Origin of the sequence: Gordonia sp. (in: high G+C Gram-positive bacteria) (genome assembly GCF_047602025.1) — a bacterium.
Taxonomy (GTDB): domain Bacteria; phylum Actinomycetota; class Actinomycetes; order Mycobacteriales; family Mycobacteriaceae; genus Gordonia.
In genome coordinates, this window is record NZ_JASGII010000001.1 from 2,471,702 (window position 1) to 2,486,413 (window position 14,712).

The following is a 14,712-nucleotide window of genomic DNA, read 5'->3' on the forward strand; positions in this document are numbered from 1 at the left end:
GGGCTAGTCGTGGGCCAAACATAGTGGCTCCTCCTTCGTGTTGGTCTGTGGTCAGTCGGTGGCTGAGTCGCGCCGCGAGTGCTTCTGGTGGACGGCCTGGCGGCTGATCTCCAGTACGTCGGCGATCTGCTGCCAGCTCCACCCGGCTCGTCGGGCGTTGTCGACATGGATGTCTTCCAAGCGATCCGCCAAGGTGCGCAGGGCGCGTACCGCGGCCAGGCCGCGTGCCGGATCTTTGTCGGCGACCGCATCGGCGGTCGTGTTCTCGTTCTCAGTCACAACGTCAGGTTATGTTGACATCGCCAAGTTGTCAAGAATTATTGACATAGCTCTTGCGTCGACCCGCGAACCCGACGCCGCCGATCGAGAACTTGTGTCAACCTGATTGACACAAACGCAGAGTTCTGGTTTTCTCACTTGTATCAATTGGTTTAATACAAGAGAGGCCGCCCCGATGCTGAACCCCATGCTCGTCGCGTTCATGGCGATTGCCATCATCGCCGGATTCGCAATCCGACCAGCACGCCCGCCGGCCTCGCCCGCGTTCGCCGCCTATCGCAGCAGACTGCGCAGAAATCTCGGCATCTCCCTCGCACTGCCGATCGGCTTTGCCCTCTACGGCCTCGTCGCCTCCGGGATATCCGCATCTCGCGGCGAGCGCACGACGCATTACCCTCGCGGGGTCTACACGCTTATGGAGCTGGTCATCGGATACGGCTTCATACTGCTGCCCTTGTTGGCACTGTTGATCACTGAACTCGGCACCCGAACGCCCAGCACCCGCGTCGCGACCCTGACGACGCGGTCACCGTCCGCACTCATCCCACGCTGGCTGCTCGTCACGGTGGGAGCCGCAATCGGACTGGCCACGGTCACCGTCCTGTTGGCCATCGCCACCGACGGCGGCCTCGGCGAGGCGCATTCGGCGGTCCGCTTCGATGTGGGCACCCGTCGTTTACTGCTCTCGTTGGGGCAGGTCCTTGTCGCGGCTGCCCTCGCCACCTGGGTTGTACGCCTGGTCCTGCAGCGCCCAGATCTCGATCCCGAGTCGCCGTCGGACGCGTGGTCGCGCAGCGGCGTTGCCATTCGCGCAACGACATTGGCCGCTCTCGCCGCGATCGGCTGCTTCATCGCAGGACTCAGCACGTTCCGATCTGCGTGGTGGAAGTTCCACGATTGGCAGGGGCAGCACGGCGACTCAGTGCACTCGCTGACCGAGCGCTTGTCGCTGCCCCTCCTCACCGACATCGTTGGGCTCGCGGCGATGGCGGTCGGCGTCGTACTCCTCGTGGCGTTCGTGAAACCGCCGGTTCTCGTTCCCGGGAAAGCCGGGACGCCCCGATGAACGGTCCGGCGCGGATCGTTCTCGACGACAACGACCCGGCTCCCGCCTACGAGCAGATCCACCGACAGATCGTCGGTCACATCGCCAGCGGCGCACTTCCCGTGGGGTCCCGACTCCCGCCGCTGCGCCAATTGGCGGGCGACCTGCGAATCGCTGTGAACACCGCTGCGCGCGCGTATCAGATGCTGGACGAGTCTGGACTCACCCAGAGCCGTCGCGGTGGCGGAACACGGGTAGCAGCACGACCCGCCGCAGACGACCCGACGGTCGCGCGTGCAGCCCTGGACGACCTGGCCGAACGCTACCTCCGCGACGCCCAACACCTCGGCAACTCACCGCAGCAGGCCGTCGAGGCCGTCGTCGATCGGGTGCGCCACCACTCGAAGGGCTGACCAGCCCCACCTGGTCCCCGCAGCCACGCGGGCGCGTTTGGAACAATGAGAACCGTGACCGACTACCCCGCCGCCCACACCGTCGACGACTTCCGTGCGAACCTCGCCGCCGTGCGCGCGCGGATCGACGAGGCGGCAAGCGCGGCGGGTCGCGACCCGGGCGAGGTCCGTCTCCTGCCGGTCTCGAAGACCGTCGAGGCCGATCGACTCCGCAATGCCGTCGCCGCGGGCTGCGCCTGGTTCGGCGAGAACAAGGTTCAGGAGGCCAAGCGCAAGCACACCGAGCTCGCCGACACCGGGGTGAAGTGGGCGGTCATCGGCCACCTGCAGACCAACAAGGCCAAGGACGTCGCGGCGATCGCCGACGAATTCCAGGCCCTCGACAGCATCCGGCTCGCCGAAGCGCTCGACCGTCGCCTCGCAATGCTCGACCGCACCCTCGACGTCTACGTCCAGGTCAACACCTCCGGCGAGGAGTCCAAATTCGGCCTGCCCCCCGGAGAGCTGCTCGGCTTCCTCGGCGAACTCGCCGCCTTCGACCGCCTGCGGGTGCAGGGCCTCATGGCGCTCGCCGCCAACTCCGACGACGAGGATCGGGTGCGCGGCTGTTTCCGCATGCTGCGCGAGCTGCGCGACGCGGCCCGCGACGACGATCCCGCATTGATCGGTGCGGGCGAGTTGTCGATGGGGATGTCGGGCGACTACGCCCTCGCGATCGCCGAGGGCTCGACCTGCGTACGCGTCGGGCAGGCCATCTTCGGCAAGCGGGACACCCCCGACAGCCACTACTGGCCGGCCGGCTGACTACTCGTCGGCGATCGCCTCGGAGATGTTGAGGCGTGCCGCGCGGATGGCAGGGGTCAGCGCACCGATGATGCACAGCGCGACCGACACCAGCACGTAGAGCAGCGTCGTCCACTGCGCCGCGTAGTGCACGGCGATCGAGGTGCTCGCGCTGAGGATCTGGTTGCTGATCAGGTGCAACATCCCGCCGAGGACCAGCCCGGCTGCCGACCCGACGACCGCGATCGCCGCGGCCTCCGACAGCACCATCGAGAACACGAAGCGTCGCGACGAGCCAAGGGCGCGCAACACCGCGATCTCCCGACGCCGCTCGATCACCGACAACAGCAGGGTGTTGAGCAGCGCCACCGCGGCGGCAACGGCGACGATCCACTGGATCGCGACCGTGAACGCCCCCGACTGCTCCACCGAGTGCTGCGTCGCGCGGAGCGCCTCCTCCCCGGAGTACACGTGCAGCGGCAGCCGTCCGGCGGAGTACTTCTGGGCCACCTCGGTCAGCCCCGCGCGCACCTGCTCGGCGTCGGCGCCGTCGGCGAGCTGGACCTGCAGATACGTCGCCCCGGGGCGGTCGAACCACTCGCGCAGCTTGTCCAGGGAGATCGCCGCACTGCCCGAATCGATGGTCACGTAGTCGACGATGTCGCGGACGGTGAGCGAGTGGAAGCCGCTCGGCGTCGCCAGCCGCACCTGCTCGCCGACCTTCTTGCCGAGGTTGCGCGACGCCACCGACGACAGCACGATTCCGTCGCCGCCGAGCACCTGTTGCAACGCGGCCGGGTCGGTCTTCACGACGAACGGCGCGCTCATCCCCGCCTCCAGGCCCTGCAGCAGGATGCGCGCCTCGCCGACATTGACCGACGACCACTGCGAGCCGTGGACTTCGCCGACACCGGGCACCTTCTTGGCGTCGTTCTCGACGTCGTCGGAGAAGGTCGGGCCGGTGGGGATGCCGTCCTTGCTCGACGAGGAGAGGTAGAACGCGGGGTCGCCGAGGCCCTTGAGTGAACCGGAGATCGACGACACCAGGTTGTTCAGCGCCCCCGAGGTGCCCATGCCGACGGAGATCGCCACCGCGACGGTCATCACCGTCGCCCAGACTCGGCGCGACGCCCGCTCGGTGTTCACCGCGGCGAGCGTCCCCGGCGCGCGGAAGCGCCCGGCGAGCCAGGTGACGCCCCGCACCAGCGGACCGGTGAGGGCGAAGCAGATCAACAGGCCGGCGCCGCCGAACACCGCGCCGGCGATGATCGCCGCGCGGCCGGGCATCGTCGTGGCGAGGATCCATGCGACGGCGACGCCCACGACCCCGAGCAGCCCGGCCGTCCACACCACCGGGCGCGACAGCGGCTGGTCGACGTCACCGCCCGCCGCCGACATCGCCTCCACCGGCGCCACGGAGAAAACGGTGCGCGCGGCCAGCGCCGTCGCGGCCACACACGCCGCGATACACGCCCCCAGCGCGACGAACGGCGCGAAGGTCGGCAGGTGGTAGTTGACGGCGGTGCCCACCGAATTGAGCGTCATCTCGGGCAGCCGGCCGATGGCCCACTTCCCCGCGAAGATGCCGATCGGGATGCCGATGGCCCCGCCGACGAGCCCGAAAACGGCGGCCTCCCACAACATGTCGCCGACCAGCTGGCCACGGCGGGCGCCGAGCGCCCGGATCATCGCCAGCGACGACCGTCGCGAGGCGACCGCCATGTTCATCGTGTTGAAGACCAGGAAGCCGGCGATCACCAGCGAGATCACCGACACCAACAGCGTCGAATCCCGGGTGACCGCGGTGGCGACCTCGGCCTGCTTGAGGCGGTAGTCCTGACTCACGACGACCGCGCGCCCGTCGACGACCTGTTCGGCGCGCTGCCGCATCTGGCCGAGGTCGGCGCCGGGTTTGGCGACGATCGACAGCGAATCGACCTTGCCGTCGGCGTGGGCGATGCGCTGGGCGAGGCCGAGGTAGGCGAAGAAGAAGTTGCCCCGGTTGAGGACCTCGGTGCCGGCCGCGGGCGCGACCTGCAGCACGGTGACCTCGACGCCGTTCAGTTTGAGCCGGTCCCCCTTCGCCGTCCCGGTTCCCGCACCGGCGACCACCCCGGTCTCCAGGTCGTCGAGGCTGATCTCGTCGCCGCCTGCCGTGCGCATCGCGTGGCGCAACTGCGGCGAGAGTTCGGTGACGCGCTGATCCGACCCGATCAGCAGGCTCACCCGCGGATCGTCGGACTCGGCGCCGTCGGCGGGGTCGATGCGCACGTCGTCGCGGATCATCGGCACGACGGCTTTGGCACCGTCCAATTCGGCGCGCAGCTGGCCGGCGATCCCGGCGTCGAAGCCGGTGTCGGAGATGGCGGCGATCTCCAGGTCGGACTCGCCGGTGAGGGCCGCGGTCATGTCGCGGACGGAGCCGGTCAGCGAGCCGAAGGTGCCGAACACGGCGACCAGCAGCGCCGACGCCACGACGACCACCGACAGCGAGGTGACGACGCGCAATCGGTGCGTGACGATCTCGCGCAGGTTCAGCAGGCGCACCCGGGTCAGCCCGGCGCGCAGGCGCCCCGCGATGCCCGTCATCGCGTCAGGACCCGCCCGTCGCGCACGGTGATGACGTGGTCGGTGGACGCGGCGGCGTTGTTGTCGTGGGTGACCATGACGACGAGGCGGTCGGGCCGGTCGTGGGCGAGGTCGGAGAGCAGTTGCAGCACGTCCTCCCCGGTGCGGCTGTCCAGGTTGCCGGTCGGTTCGTCGGCCAGCAGGATCGCCGGGTCCATGATGAGCGAGCGCGCGATGGCGACGCGCTGCATCTGCCCACCGGAGAGCTCGCCGGGCCGGTGGTCGACGCGGTTGCCGAGGCCGACCCGCTCGAGCAGCGCCACCGCTTCGGGCTTGGCCTTGCGGAGCGACTGGTTGTCGAGCAGGCGCGGCAGGGCCACGTTCTCCCACGCCGACATCGTCGGCACCAGGTTGAAGAACTGGAAGATGAAGCCGACGCGGCGGCGGCGGAACTCCGAGGCCGCGGCGTCGTCGAGGTCGGTCAGCGACACCCCGTCGACGGTGATGCTGCCCGACGTCGGCTGGTCGAGGGCGCCGAGGATGTGCAGCAGCGTCGACTTGCCGGCGCCGGACGGGCCGACGATCGACACGAACCGCCCACCGGGCAGGTCGAGGTCGACGCCGTCGAGCGCGCGGACCGTCGTGTCGCCGAATTCGTACTCGCGCACGAGGTCGCGGGCGCTGACCAACGGCGGGCGGTCGACATGTTTGACGATGTTCGGGCTCATCGCGACCCGTTCGGCCACGTTCCGTCGCGCCAGAACTCCGTCAGCTCGGCCAGTGGTCGCTCGATGTCGAGATCGCGCTCGGCGAGCCAGGCGTCGTCGTAATAGGTCTCCCCGTAGCGCTCGCCCGGATCGCACAGCAGGGTGACCACCGAGCCGGGCCGGCGCGCGGCGACCATCTCGCCGACGACCGTCAGCGCGCCCTGGATGTTGGTCCCCGTCGACGGTCCGACGCGGCGGCCGATCAGATCCGAGAAGAACCGCATGGCGGCGATCGAGTCGGCGTCGGGGACCGAGATCATGCGATCGATGACCTGGGAGACGAACGAGGGCTCGACGCGCGGGCGACCGATCCCCTCGATGCGCGAGCCGACGTCGAGGTGGACCGCGCAGTAGGCACCGTCGGCCGACTCGTACGCCGGGAAGAACACGGAGTTCTCGGGGTCGACGACGCACAGCGACGTGTCGTGGCCCTGGTAGCGCAGGTAGCGGCCCAGCGTCGCCGACGTCCCACCGGTGCCCGCGCCGACCACCACCCAGGTCGGCGACGGATATCGCTCGGCCGACATCTGCCGGAAGATCGACTCGGCGATGTTGTTGTTGCCGCGCCAGTCCGTGGCCCGCTCGGCCATCGTGAACTGGTCGATGTAGTGCCCGCCCAGCTCCTTCTCGAGCCGCGCGGCGACGTCGTACACCTCGGCCGCGTTGTCGACGAAGTGGCAGCGCCCGCCCTCGCGCTCGATCAGGCGCACCTTGGCCGGCGAGGTGCTGGCGGCCATCACGGCGACGAAGGGCACGCCGATCAATTTGGCGAAGTACGCCTCGGAGACCGCCGTCGAGCCCGACGACGCCTCGATCACGGTCGTCGACTCGGTGATCCAGCCGTTGCACAGCGCGTAGAGGAACAGCGACCGCGCCAGGCGGTGCTTGAGCGAGCCCGTCGGGTGTGTCGACTCGTCTTTGACGTAGAGGTCGACGCCCGCGGGCCGGCCGTCGTCGTCGGTCCACCGCGCCCAGGCGGGCATCTCGATGCGGAGCAGGTGGGTATCGGCCGAGCGCCTCGAATCGGCCTCTATCAGGGAGACCGCGCGGTGGACCCAGTCGCGGTCGGCGCGGTGTTCGACGCTGCGAGTCATGGCGGCCGTCTGGCTACTTGCCCGACCCGCGCAGGCGGCCCTGCAGGTCGTCGCGCCGGCGGGCGCGCGCCTCGTCGTACTCGGCGATGCGGGTGTTGACGTTCGTGCGCAGCGATTTGAAGAGCACCATCCCGATCGGGAAGGCGATCACGAAGCCGAAGGCGACGGCGACGATCAGCGGCACCGTCTGGTTGACCAGCGAGCCGATGCCCATGATCGCGGCGGTCACCAGCGCGACCAGCAGCAGGCGGGCGCCGACGTAGGCCAACAGGGCTCCGATCAGCCCGATCAGGTCGGGGGCCGCGGCGGCGGGCTCGTCGGCGGGGGTTTCCTTAGTCACCCGGCCAGCCTATCTGGCGCGACGGTCCCGCGACGCCGCGACTCGATGCCGTCGGAGCAAAACCCCCAAACCGGGCAATTTGACCATCCCTTTACTTGTCAATGACGGTTCGAACACCCGGTGTCTCAGGGGGTAAAACGGTCGAACCAGGTAATTCCGCCCGAGATAGAGGGGTACTCGTGACGATCCTCAACGAGCCGTCGACGATCACCGCGGCCAACGCGAGCCAGTTCAACCTGAAGCCCGCCGACGTCGCCGCGATGTTCAGCGTGAACCCGAAGACGGTTGCGCGCTGGTCGGCCGCCGGCCTGCTGCAGTCGATCCGTACCCCGGGCGGCCATCGCCGCTACCGCGAGAGCGACGTCGTTGCCCTGCTCAACAACCGCGACGACCTCCCGGTCTGACCGCACCGTTCTTGCCCGTCCGCCCCGCCCTCTCCCTCGCGTACCCTGGAGGCGTTGAGGGAGGTTCGACGTGCAGTTCCTATTGCTGATCGCGTTCGTCGTCGTGTTGGGCGTGGTCATCTTCCGATTGACCCGCGCACCCGGGGGCATCGCCGGCCGTGCGCCCCGCGCCCCCCGACCGCAAGCTCCCCGCGGCCCCATCGGCCCCGACGACGATCCGGACTTCCTCCTGGACCTGCGCCGCAAGAACCAGGACCGCGACTAGTCCCGCAAACCCGACGTTGCATGACAAGACCCGACACCTGGGGGTGTCGGGTCTTGTCATGCAGTGTCGGGTTTAGCCGGTGCGCGACGGCGCACGCAGCCCGGCCAGCGAGTTTCGAAGTCCGCCGTCGCGCCGGATCTGAATGAGCGCGATGCCGATCATGATCGCCCCGGTCACCAAATGCAGGATCGCGTCGGTGATGTTGTTCGGGAAGGCGAGCACGATGCCGACCTGCTTCGAGAACAACGCCCAGATGCCGGGGATCGCCCCGAAGACGCCGGCCAGCAGCAGGTACAGCACCGACCACGGCTTGCTGAACGCCAGGATCAGGCCCGGCGCGAAGAGCGCCAGCCCGCCCACGGCGTGCCAGCCGTTGTAGTCCATGCCGAGTACGCGTGCGGTCGGAGCGTCGGGACCGATGGCGAAGCTGGGTTCGGCGATGAATCCGATGATCGCCTGGATGACGTGCAGCAACGCGATGACGAACAGCCCGATCTGGGCGAAACTCCAGTTCCTCATATCCGGTCCTTCGCGGGTGGCGGTCGCTCTGTAACGGCGACGCTACGCGGGTCGACCCGAGGTTCCAACAGCCCACGACAACTTCCAACACCAATCCGAGTTGGAAGTTGTACTGCGGTGTTGGAACTACCCGACGCCGGCGTAGGAGTGCAGGCCCGAGACGACCAGGTTGATCGCGAAGAGGTTGAACAACACCGACGCGAAGCCGACGACGTTGATCGCGGCGGCCTGGATCCGCCAGCCGGCGGTGGCGCGGGCGTGCAGGTAGGCCGCGTAGATCACCCAGGAGATGAAGGACACGGTTTCCTTCGGGTCCCAGGCCCAGTAGCGGCCCCACGCGTGCTCGGCCCAGATGGCGCCGCAGATGACGCCGAGGCTGAACAGCGGGAAGGCGAAGACGACGCAGCGGTAGGCGATGCGGTCGAGTCGGTCGGCGGCCTCCTGGCCGAACCACCCGAACGAGTTGTTCAGCAGGAACAGGATGCTGGCGACGCCGGACACCAACAGGACGCCGGAGCTGATCGAGATGATCGAGACGTGCACGACCAGCCAGTACGACTTCAGCGCGGGAACCACCGGTCCTGCGTCGGTCGAGAGGAAGCGGTCGTTGATGACGAGCAACAGCAGCACGACCGCGACGACGAACCCCAGGTAGCGGCGGCTGGCCTGCGAGCGCAGCGCGACGAGGCCGCCGACCATGCAGGCGAGCATCGTCAGGGCGATGAACTCGTACATGTTGCCCCACGGCGCGCGGCCGGTGGCGAAGCCGCGGGTGACGATCGAGGCGAAGTGGGCCAGCGCGCCGACGATGGCGACCGCGTAGCCCATGTTGAGCAGGCGACGGTCGTTCGACTTCTGCTCGGCCGGCACGACGCGGCCGGGTGCCGATTCATCGGCGGTGACGACCGGGCCGCCGGAGCCTGCGAGAACCGCGGCGCGCTCGCCGACGCTGAACTTCTTGGTCGACGCGGCGAAGCCCGCGAACAGCAGCAGTGCGGCGATCGCGTACACGCCCAGCGCGGTGCCGTACAGGACGCCCGACCAGCGCGACAGCGTCTCGTTGATGTGGACCGTCGCCTCACCGGTCTCAGCCAGAACCTGGTTCATCTGCCTCACCTCTTGCCTGTGCCCAGCACGAGCTCGCGCGCCTGCTCCGAGAAGTGGTCGCCCCAGCCCGCGGAATCGGTGCGGGCCAGTCCGGCCACCGTTACTACGGTACGTCGTTCACCATCCGGCCCGTCATCGGCGGTCTGGATCCGGGCCCACACGCGACGGCGCTTCACCAGCAACGACACCAGCAGACCGGCGACCATCGTGATCGCCGACACCAGCACCCACACCTGGGTCGGGTCGTGGCTGACCTGGATCGAGATCCAGCGCTGGTAGCCGTCAAACGTCACCGACGTCCCGTCGTCGAGGCGCAGCACTCCCCCGGGCTTGAGGTTGGCCTGCCCGACGCGCTTGAGCTGCCCGCTGTGCATGAGCGAGGTGTCCAGCGCGTAGGCGTTCTGCGGGCGCCCCGAGTCGAGCCCGGTGTCGCCGCGGTAGACGCGGATAGCGACGTAGGGGTCCTTCGGCATCGGCCCGGACGACGAGAGCAGCGTCCCGTCGAAGCTCGCCGTCGGCGCGAAGATGCCGTCGATGCCGATCTGGTTCCGGCGGCGCACCTTCTCCGCCGGGAACATGCCCGCCGGCGGGTCGACGCGGACGGCGCCCGACGACAGCATCGTCGCCATCTCGTCCGGCGCGAACGGGACCGTCTGGGTGCGCTTCTGGCCGCCGGGGAAGGTCACCGTGAACGTCGGCGCGAAGCCGTGGCCCAGCACGTACACGCGACTGCCGGCCACGCGCAGCGGCGCGTTCACGCGAACCTTCGCCGCCGGCCACGTTTGCGGGTCGGTGGTGGGGGCGCCTTCGGCGTACCGCATGGTCGCCTCGTACATGTCGGGCTGACCGCTGGGCAGGTACGTGGCGGTGAAGTCGTCGACGTGGATGCAGAACGGCTGGAGCTTGGTGCCGTTGACGAGGCGCCCGGCCCGGAACGAGTCGTACACGGCGGTCGACGTGTTGCACATGCCCTGCTCGCCGTCGGCGATGAGGCTGCGGGTGCCCTCGTAGCCGATCATCTTGCCGACCGCGACGGCCAGCAGCAGGCTCAACAGCGCGAAGTGGAACACCAGGTTGCCGAACTCGCGCAGATAGCCCTTCTCCGCGGACACCTCGTAGGTGCCGGCCTTGCTCTGCTCCGGGGTGTAGATCGTCTTGCGCCAGCCGCGCAGGTTGCCCTCGATGCGCTCGGCGAGCTCGGCCGGGTCGACGTCGCCGTCGACCTCGATCTCCTCGTGGCGCGGCATCCGCAGCAGGTTGCGCGGGACGGGCACCGGCCGGGCGCGCAGGCTCTGCCAGTGCTCGAGGGTGCGCGGCAGCAGACAGCCGACGAGGGAGACGAACAGCAGGACGTAGATCGCGGTGAACCAGCTGCTGGCGAACACGTCGAACAACTGCAGCCGGTCCATGACCTTGCCGAGCGTGCCGTGGGTCTGGATGTAGTTCTGCGTCTTCGCCTCGTTGAGCGGGTGCTGCGGCAGCAGCGCGCCGGGGATCGCGGCGAGCGCCAGGAGGAACAGCAGGATCAGCGCGGTGCGCATCGACGTCAACGACCGCCACGCGTTGCGGGCGGGTGCGATCAGGTAGCGCTGCAGCGAGGACTGGCGACGGGGAGCGCTCATCACAGCACCAGTCCCGCGTCGGGGTCGAACCGGGTTTGCAGCCAGGCGATGAAGTGTTCCCACACCCCGGTCATGACGGCCAGTCCGACGAGGATCAGCGTGACGCCGCCGATGACCTGGATGGTCCGGGTGTGCTTGCTCAACCAGCTCCAGCTGCGCACCGCCCACGTCGACGACAGGGCGAGCACCAGGAACGGGATGCCCAGGCCGAGGCAGTAGGCGACGATGAGCAGCGTCCCGCGTGCGGCGGTGGTGCCCTCGGTGGCGCTGGCCGTCGCGAGGACCGCCATCAGCGTCGGCCCGATGCACGGGATCCACCCGAGCGCGAAGACGCCGCCGAGGAGTGGGGCACCGATCAGGCCGGTCACGCGGGCGGGCGCGAATCGGCGCTCGGTCTGCAGGGCCGGGATGAACCCGAGGAAGGCGAAGCCCAGCACCACGATCAGCCCGCCGCCGATGTATTGGAGCCACTGGCGCGCCTCGCTCCCCCGCGCCAGCGTGCCGGTCAGCCCGAAGACCGCGACCGAGGCCGCGACGAAGACCGCGGTGAACCCCAGGACGAACAACAGCGCGGCGCCGACGACCAGGTACCGGCCCGAGCGGCGGACCCCCCGCGACTCGTCGACGGTCACCGCCGGCGCCTGTGCCCCGACGAGACCGGCCAGGTACGACAGGTAGCCGGGAACCAGCGGCACGACGCACGGCGACGCGAAGGACAGGAACCCGGCCGCCGCGCAGGCGAGGACGGCGATCAGCAGCGGCCCGGAGGCGGCTGCGTCGGAAAGCGGGCTGGCGACGTTCACTTCGCCGCGGGCACCCGGTCAGCGGCGGGCGCGGCGGCCGGCTCGGCGAGCACGCGCCCGATCTCGTCCTTGAGCTCGACGGCTTCCACGGCGCGCAGGTACACGACGGCCGGTCGGTGCTGGCGGTCGAGGATGACCGTCGTCGGGACGACCGACGTCGGCGTGGTCAGCGCGGCCAGGCGGGCGCCGGTGAAGTCGTAGATCGACGGGTAGTCGACGTTGCGGTCGGCGACGAAGTCGCGGGCGGCGGCGCGGTCGTCGCGCAGGTTGATGCCGAGGAAGGCGACGCCCTGATCGCGGGTCTGGTGGTAGGTGCGCAGCAGCAGGTCTGCTTCGCCGCGGCACGGTCCGCACCAGGACGCCCACACATTGATCACGACGGCCTGCCCGGGGAAGTCGCCGACGCCGACCGGCTTGTCGGTGACCAGCTCCGGGCCCGACAGCGGCGCGATGGGCTTGCGCTGCGCCGGGGCGTAGTGGATGACGGTCTGCCCGCCGGGCGAGACGAACTGCCACGTGTCGCCCTGGTGGACGGCGTCCTTGCCGGTGCTGCAGCCGACGAGCACGGTGGCACCGGCCGCGACGGCCAGGGTCGCGGCGGTCAGGCGTCGGAGAAACCGGGGGGCCACGTCAGGCTCCCGTGACGGTCGGGTCGGTCGCGCCGGCCGGCTCGGAGTAGACGATGTCGATGAGGGCGTCGCCGTCGTAGACCAGGCTGGTCACCGAGGCGAGCGAGCACTGCCGCTTGCGCGGGTCGTGCCAGAGCCGCTGCCCCTCGAGGAAGCGCCGCAGCGTGTAGACGGGCAGCTGGTGGCTCACGCACACCGCCTCGCGGCCGCGGGCGTTGTCGCGCGCCGTCGTGGCCGCGGCCAGCATCCGGTGCGCCAGCTGGATGTACGGCTCGCCCCACGACGGCGTGAAGGGGTCGCGCAGCTTGGGCCAGTGCCGCGGCTTCGACAGCGCGCCGCCGCTGGCGGACACCTTGAGCCCCTCGAAGACGTTGTCCGCCTCGATGAGGTCTTCGTTGGTGATGATCTCCAGGCCGTGCGCCCGGGCCAGCGGCGCCGCGGTCTCCTGCGCCCGCTGCAGCGGGGACGCGAAGACGACGGCGATGTCGTGGTCGGCCAGCGAGTCGGCGACGGTCTGCGCCTGTGCGCGCCCGGTGTCGGACAGGCGGTAGCCGGGCAGGCGGCCGTAGAGGACGCCCTCGGGGTTGTGCACCTCGCCGTGGCGCATCAGGTGCACGATCGTGTGCTCACCGGTGCGCACGCCGCTGCTGCGGATGGCCTTTTCGCTCATGGGTCCTACTCCCCGCCCGTGGCGGCTGCGGCCGCGGCGGCCGCACTCGGCAGCGCCGCGGCGATGGTCTCGAAGGCGTCGTCGTCGAGGGCGGTGGAGACGAACCACGCCTCGAACGCGCTGGGCGGCGGGTAGACCCCGCCGTCGAGCAGCGCGTGGAAGAACGGCGCGAAGCGGTACGTCTGGGTGGCCCGCACCTTGTCGTAGTCGGTGATCGGGTCGTCGGGCCGGTCGGTGAAGAAAACGCTCACCAGGTTGCCCGCGTACTGGACGCGGTGTCCGACGCCGGCGGTGGTGAGTGCCGCGCCGATCAGGTCGCCGAGCCGTCGGCTGTTGGCGTCGAGCGTGGCGTAGGCGGCCGCGTCGGCGTTGCGCAGCGTGGCGAGCCCGGCGGCGACGGCGACGGGGTTCCCCGACAGCGTGCCCGCCTGGTAGACCGGCCCCGTCGGCGCGAGGTGGGCCATGACGTCGGCGCGACCGCCGAACGCCGCCGCGGGCAGCCCGCCGCTCATCACCTTGCCGAAGGTGTAGAGGTCGCCGCCAATGCCCTCCAGGCCGAACCACCCGGCGGGACTGACGCGGAAGCCGGTCATCACCTCGTCGATGATCAGCAGCGCGCCGTTCTCGTCGCACAGCTTCCGCAGGCCGGCGTTGAACCCGGGGAGCGGGGCCACCGCGCCCATGTTGCCGGCGGCGGCCTCGGTGATGACGGCGGCGATCTGACCGTCGTGCGCGGCAAAGGCCGCCTCGACGGCGCCGAGGTCGTTGTAGGGCAGCACGATGGTGTCGTGGGCGGCAGCGCCGGTGACGCCGGGCGAGGTCGGCAGGCCCAGGGTGGCGACGCCCGAGCCGGCGTCGGCGAGCAGGGCGTCGACGTGGCCGTGGTAGCAGCCGGCGAACTTGATGATCTTGGCGCGGCCGGTGAAGCCACGGGCCAGGCGCACGGCCGACATGGTGGCCTCGGTGCCGGAGTTGACCAGGCGCACACGCTCGACCGGGTCGACGCGCGCGGCGATCTCCTCGGCCAGCTCGACCTCGGCGAGGGTGGGCGCACCGAAGGACAGCCCGCCGGTGGCGGCCGTCCGCACGGCGTCGACGATGGCGGGGTGGGCGTGGCCCAGGATCATCGGGCCCCACGAGCAGACGAGGTCGACGTAGACGTTGTCGTCGACATCGGTGAGGCGGCAACCGGCCGCCGAGGCGATGAAGCGCGGAGTACCGCCGACGGCGGAGAACGCGCGGACCGGAGAGTTCACGCCGCCGGGGATGACCTGCTCGGCGCGGGCGAAGGATTCGGCCGACACCGCGGTGCGTCGCTCGGGGCTCACAGTCACGACGTCCAGTGTTCCAAAAACGCCCGGTGAAACCCAATCCGGCTCAGCGTGCTGTCAGGTTCGACGGTCG

17 protein-coding genes are annotated in these 14,712 nt (G+C 69.8%); 5 read left to right on the forward strand and 12 right to left on the reverse strand.

What is annotated here, in order from left to right; all coding sequences use genetic code 11:
- Nucleotides 1-51 precede the first annotated feature (51 nt).
- Nucleotides 52-279 carry a helix-turn-helix domain-containing protein gene (locus tag QM728_RS12405; protein ID WP_415032311.1) on the reverse strand — a complete coding sequence of 76 codons (228 nt, stop codon included), beginning with the start codon at nt 277-279 and terminating at the stop codon, nt 52-54.
- A 175-nt stretch (nt 280-454) separates the two neighbouring features.
- Here QM728_RS12405 and QM728_RS12410 point away from each other — a divergent pair, with 175 nt between their 5' ends.
- Genes QM728_RS12410 through QM728_RS12420 form a run of 3 tightly spaced genes read left to right on the forward strand, consistent with a single transcriptional unit; the run spans nt 455 to nt 2,541 of the window.
- Nucleotides 455-1,345 carry a hypothetical protein gene (locus QM728_RS12410; RefSeq protein ID WP_415032312.1) on the forward strand — a complete coding sequence of 297 codons (891 nt, stop codon included), beginning with the start codon at nt 455-457 and terminating at the stop codon, nt 1,343-1,345.
- Entirely contained in the window at nt 1,342-1,737 is a 396-nt protein-coding gene (locus QM728_RS12415; protein ID WP_415032313.1) for a GntR family transcriptional regulator, read from the forward strand. The genes QM728_RS12410 and QM728_RS12415 overlap by 4 nt, the downstream gene beginning before the upstream one ends.
- 45 nt (nt 1,738-1,782) lie before the next feature.
- A complete protein-coding gene (locus tag QM728_RS12420; RefSeq protein ID WP_415032314.1) occupies nt 1,783-2,541 on the forward strand; it encodes a YggS family pyridoxal phosphate-dependent enzyme in 759 nt (252 codons plus the stop codon).
- On the opposite strand, the gene QM728_RS12425 is transcribed toward QM728_RS12420, so the two are convergent.
- Genes QM728_RS12425 through QM728_RS12440 form a run of 4 tightly spaced genes read right to left on the reverse strand, consistent with a single transcriptional unit; the run spans nt 2,542 to nt 7,289 of the window.
- The gene (locus QM728_RS12425) at nt 2,542-5,109 is read right to left on the reverse strand and encodes an ABC transporter permease (RefSeq protein ID WP_415032315.1); all 2,568 of its coding nucleotides are present in this window, start codon (nt 5,107-5,109) and stop codon (nt 2,542-2,544) included.
- A complete protein-coding gene (locus QM728_RS12430; RefSeq protein WP_415032316.1) occupies nt 5,106-5,816 on the reverse strand; it encodes an ABC transporter ATP-binding protein in 711 nt (236 codons plus the stop codon). The genes QM728_RS12425 and QM728_RS12430 overlap by 4 nt, the downstream gene beginning before the upstream one ends.
- Nucleotides 5,813-6,949, reverse strand: a complete 1,137-nt coding sequence (locus QM728_RS12435; protein ID WP_415032317.1) for a PLP-dependent cysteine synthase family protein — start codon at nt 6,947-6,949, stop codon at nt 5,813-5,815. The genes QM728_RS12430 and QM728_RS12435 overlap by 4 nt, the downstream gene beginning before the upstream one ends.
- 13 nt (nt 6,950-6,962) lie before the next feature.
- Entirely contained in the window at nt 6,963-7,289 is a 327-nt protein-coding gene (locus tag QM728_RS12440) for a DUF4229 domain-containing protein (protein ID WP_415032318.1), read from the reverse strand.
- Nucleotides 7,290-7,468: 179 nt separating this feature from the next.
- On the opposite strand from QM728_RS12440, the gene QM728_RS12445 reads away from it, so the two are divergent.
- Both QM728_RS12445 and QM728_RS12450 read left to right on the forward strand, forming a co-directional pair.
- Nucleotides 7,469-7,693, forward strand: a complete 225-nt coding sequence (locus QM728_RS12445; RefSeq protein WP_415032319.1) for a BldC family transcriptional regulator — start codon at nt 7,469-7,471, stop codon at nt 7,691-7,693.
- Nucleotides 7,694-7,763: 70 nt separating this feature from the next.
- Nucleotides 7,764-7,958 (forward strand): hypothetical protein, encoded by a 195-nt coding sequence (locus QM728_RS12450; protein ID WP_415032320.1) that lies wholly within the window; start codon nt 7,764-7,766, stop codon nt 7,956-7,958.
- A 72-nt stretch (nt 7,959-8,030) separates the two neighbouring features.
- On the opposite strand, the gene QM728_RS12455 is transcribed toward QM728_RS12450, so the two are convergent.
- The 7 genes from QM728_RS12455 to hemL form a co-directional block, all read right to left on the reverse strand.
- Nucleotides 8,031-8,477 (reverse strand): DUF4383 domain-containing protein, encoded by a 447-nt coding sequence (locus tag QM728_RS12455; protein ID WP_415032321.1) that lies wholly within the window; start codon nt 8,475-8,477, stop codon nt 8,031-8,033.
- A gap of 126 nt (nt 8,478-8,603) precedes the next feature.
- The gene (ccsB, locus tag QM728_RS12460; RefSeq protein WP_415032322.1) at nt 8,604-9,584 is read right to left on the reverse strand and encodes a c-type cytochrome biogenesis protein CcsB; all 981 of its coding nucleotides are present in this window, start codon (nt 9,582-9,584) and stop codon (nt 8,604-8,606) included.
- A gap of 5 nt (nt 9,585-9,589) precedes the next feature.
- Nucleotides 9,590-11,206 (reverse strand): cytochrome c biogenesis protein ResB, encoded by a 1,617-nt coding sequence (locus tag QM728_RS12465; protein WP_415032323.1) that lies wholly within the window; start codon nt 11,204-11,206, stop codon nt 9,590-9,592.
- Nucleotides 11,206-12,009, reverse strand: coding sequence for a cytochrome c biogenesis CcdA family protein (locus QM728_RS12470; protein ID WP_415032324.1), 804 nt, complete (start codon nt 12,007-12,009; stop codon nt 11,206-11,208). Before QM728_RS12470 ends, QM728_RS12465 begins: the two co-directional genes overlap by 1 nt.
- Nucleotides 12,006-12,638 carry a TlpA disulfide reductase family protein gene (locus QM728_RS12475; protein ID WP_415032325.1) on the reverse strand — a complete coding sequence of 211 codons (633 nt, stop codon included), beginning with the start codon at nt 12,636-12,638 and terminating at the stop codon, nt 12,006-12,008. Before QM728_RS12475 ends, QM728_RS12470 begins: the two co-directional genes overlap by 4 nt.
- A 1-nt stretch (nt 12,639) precedes the next feature.
- Nucleotides 12,640-13,308, reverse strand: a complete 669-nt coding sequence (locus QM728_RS12480; RefSeq protein WP_415032326.1) for a histidine phosphatase family protein — start codon at nt 13,306-13,308, stop codon at nt 12,640-12,642.
- Between the two features lie 5 nt (nt 13,309-13,313).
- Nucleotides 13,314-14,642 (reverse strand): glutamate-1-semialdehyde 2,1-aminomutase, encoded by a 1,329-nt coding sequence (hemL, locus tag QM728_RS12485; RefSeq protein ID WP_415032327.1) that lies wholly within the window; start codon nt 14,640-14,642, stop codon nt 13,314-13,316.
- Nucleotides 14,643-14,712 lie beyond the last annotated feature (70 nt).

Coding starts and splice junctions, on each gene's coding strand:
- QM728_RS12410 (WP_415032312.1), top strand. CDS start 455: ATGCTGAACCCCATGCTCGTCGCGTTCATGGCGATTGCCATCATCGCC.
- QM728_RS12415 (WP_415032313.1), top strand. CDS start 1,342: ATGAACGGTCCGGCGCGGATCGTTCTCGACGACAACGACCCGGCTCCC.
- QM728_RS12420 (WP_415032314.1), top strand. CDS start 1,783: ATGAGAACCGTGACCGACTACCCCGCCGCCCACACCGTCGACGACTTC.
- QM728_RS12425 (WP_415032315.1), bottom strand. CDS start 5,109: ATGACGGGCATCGCGGGGCGCCTGCGCGCCGGGCTGACCCGGGTGCGC.
- QM728_RS12430 (WP_415032316.1), bottom strand. CDS start 5,816: ATGAGCCCGAACATCGTCAAACATGTCGACCGCCCGCCGTTGGTCAGC.
- QM728_RS12435 (WP_415032317.1), bottom strand. CDS start 6,949: ATGACTCGCAGCGTCGAACACCGCGCCGACCGCGACTGGGTCCACCGC.
- QM728_RS12455 (WP_415032321.1), bottom strand. CDS start 8,477: ATGAGGAACTGGAGTTTCGCCCAGATCGGGCTGTTCGTCATCGCGTTG.
- ccsB (WP_415032322.1), bottom strand. CDS start 9,584: ATGAACCAGGTTCTGGCTGAGACCGGTGAGGCGACGGTCCACATCAAC.
- QM728_RS12465 (WP_415032323.1), bottom strand. CDS start 11,206: ATGAGCGCTCCCCGTCGCCAGTCCTCGCTGCAGCGCTACCTGATCGCA.
- QM728_RS12480 (WP_415032326.1), bottom strand. CDS start 13,308: ATGAGCGAAAAGGCCATCCGCAGCAGCGGCGTGCGCACCGGTGAGCAC.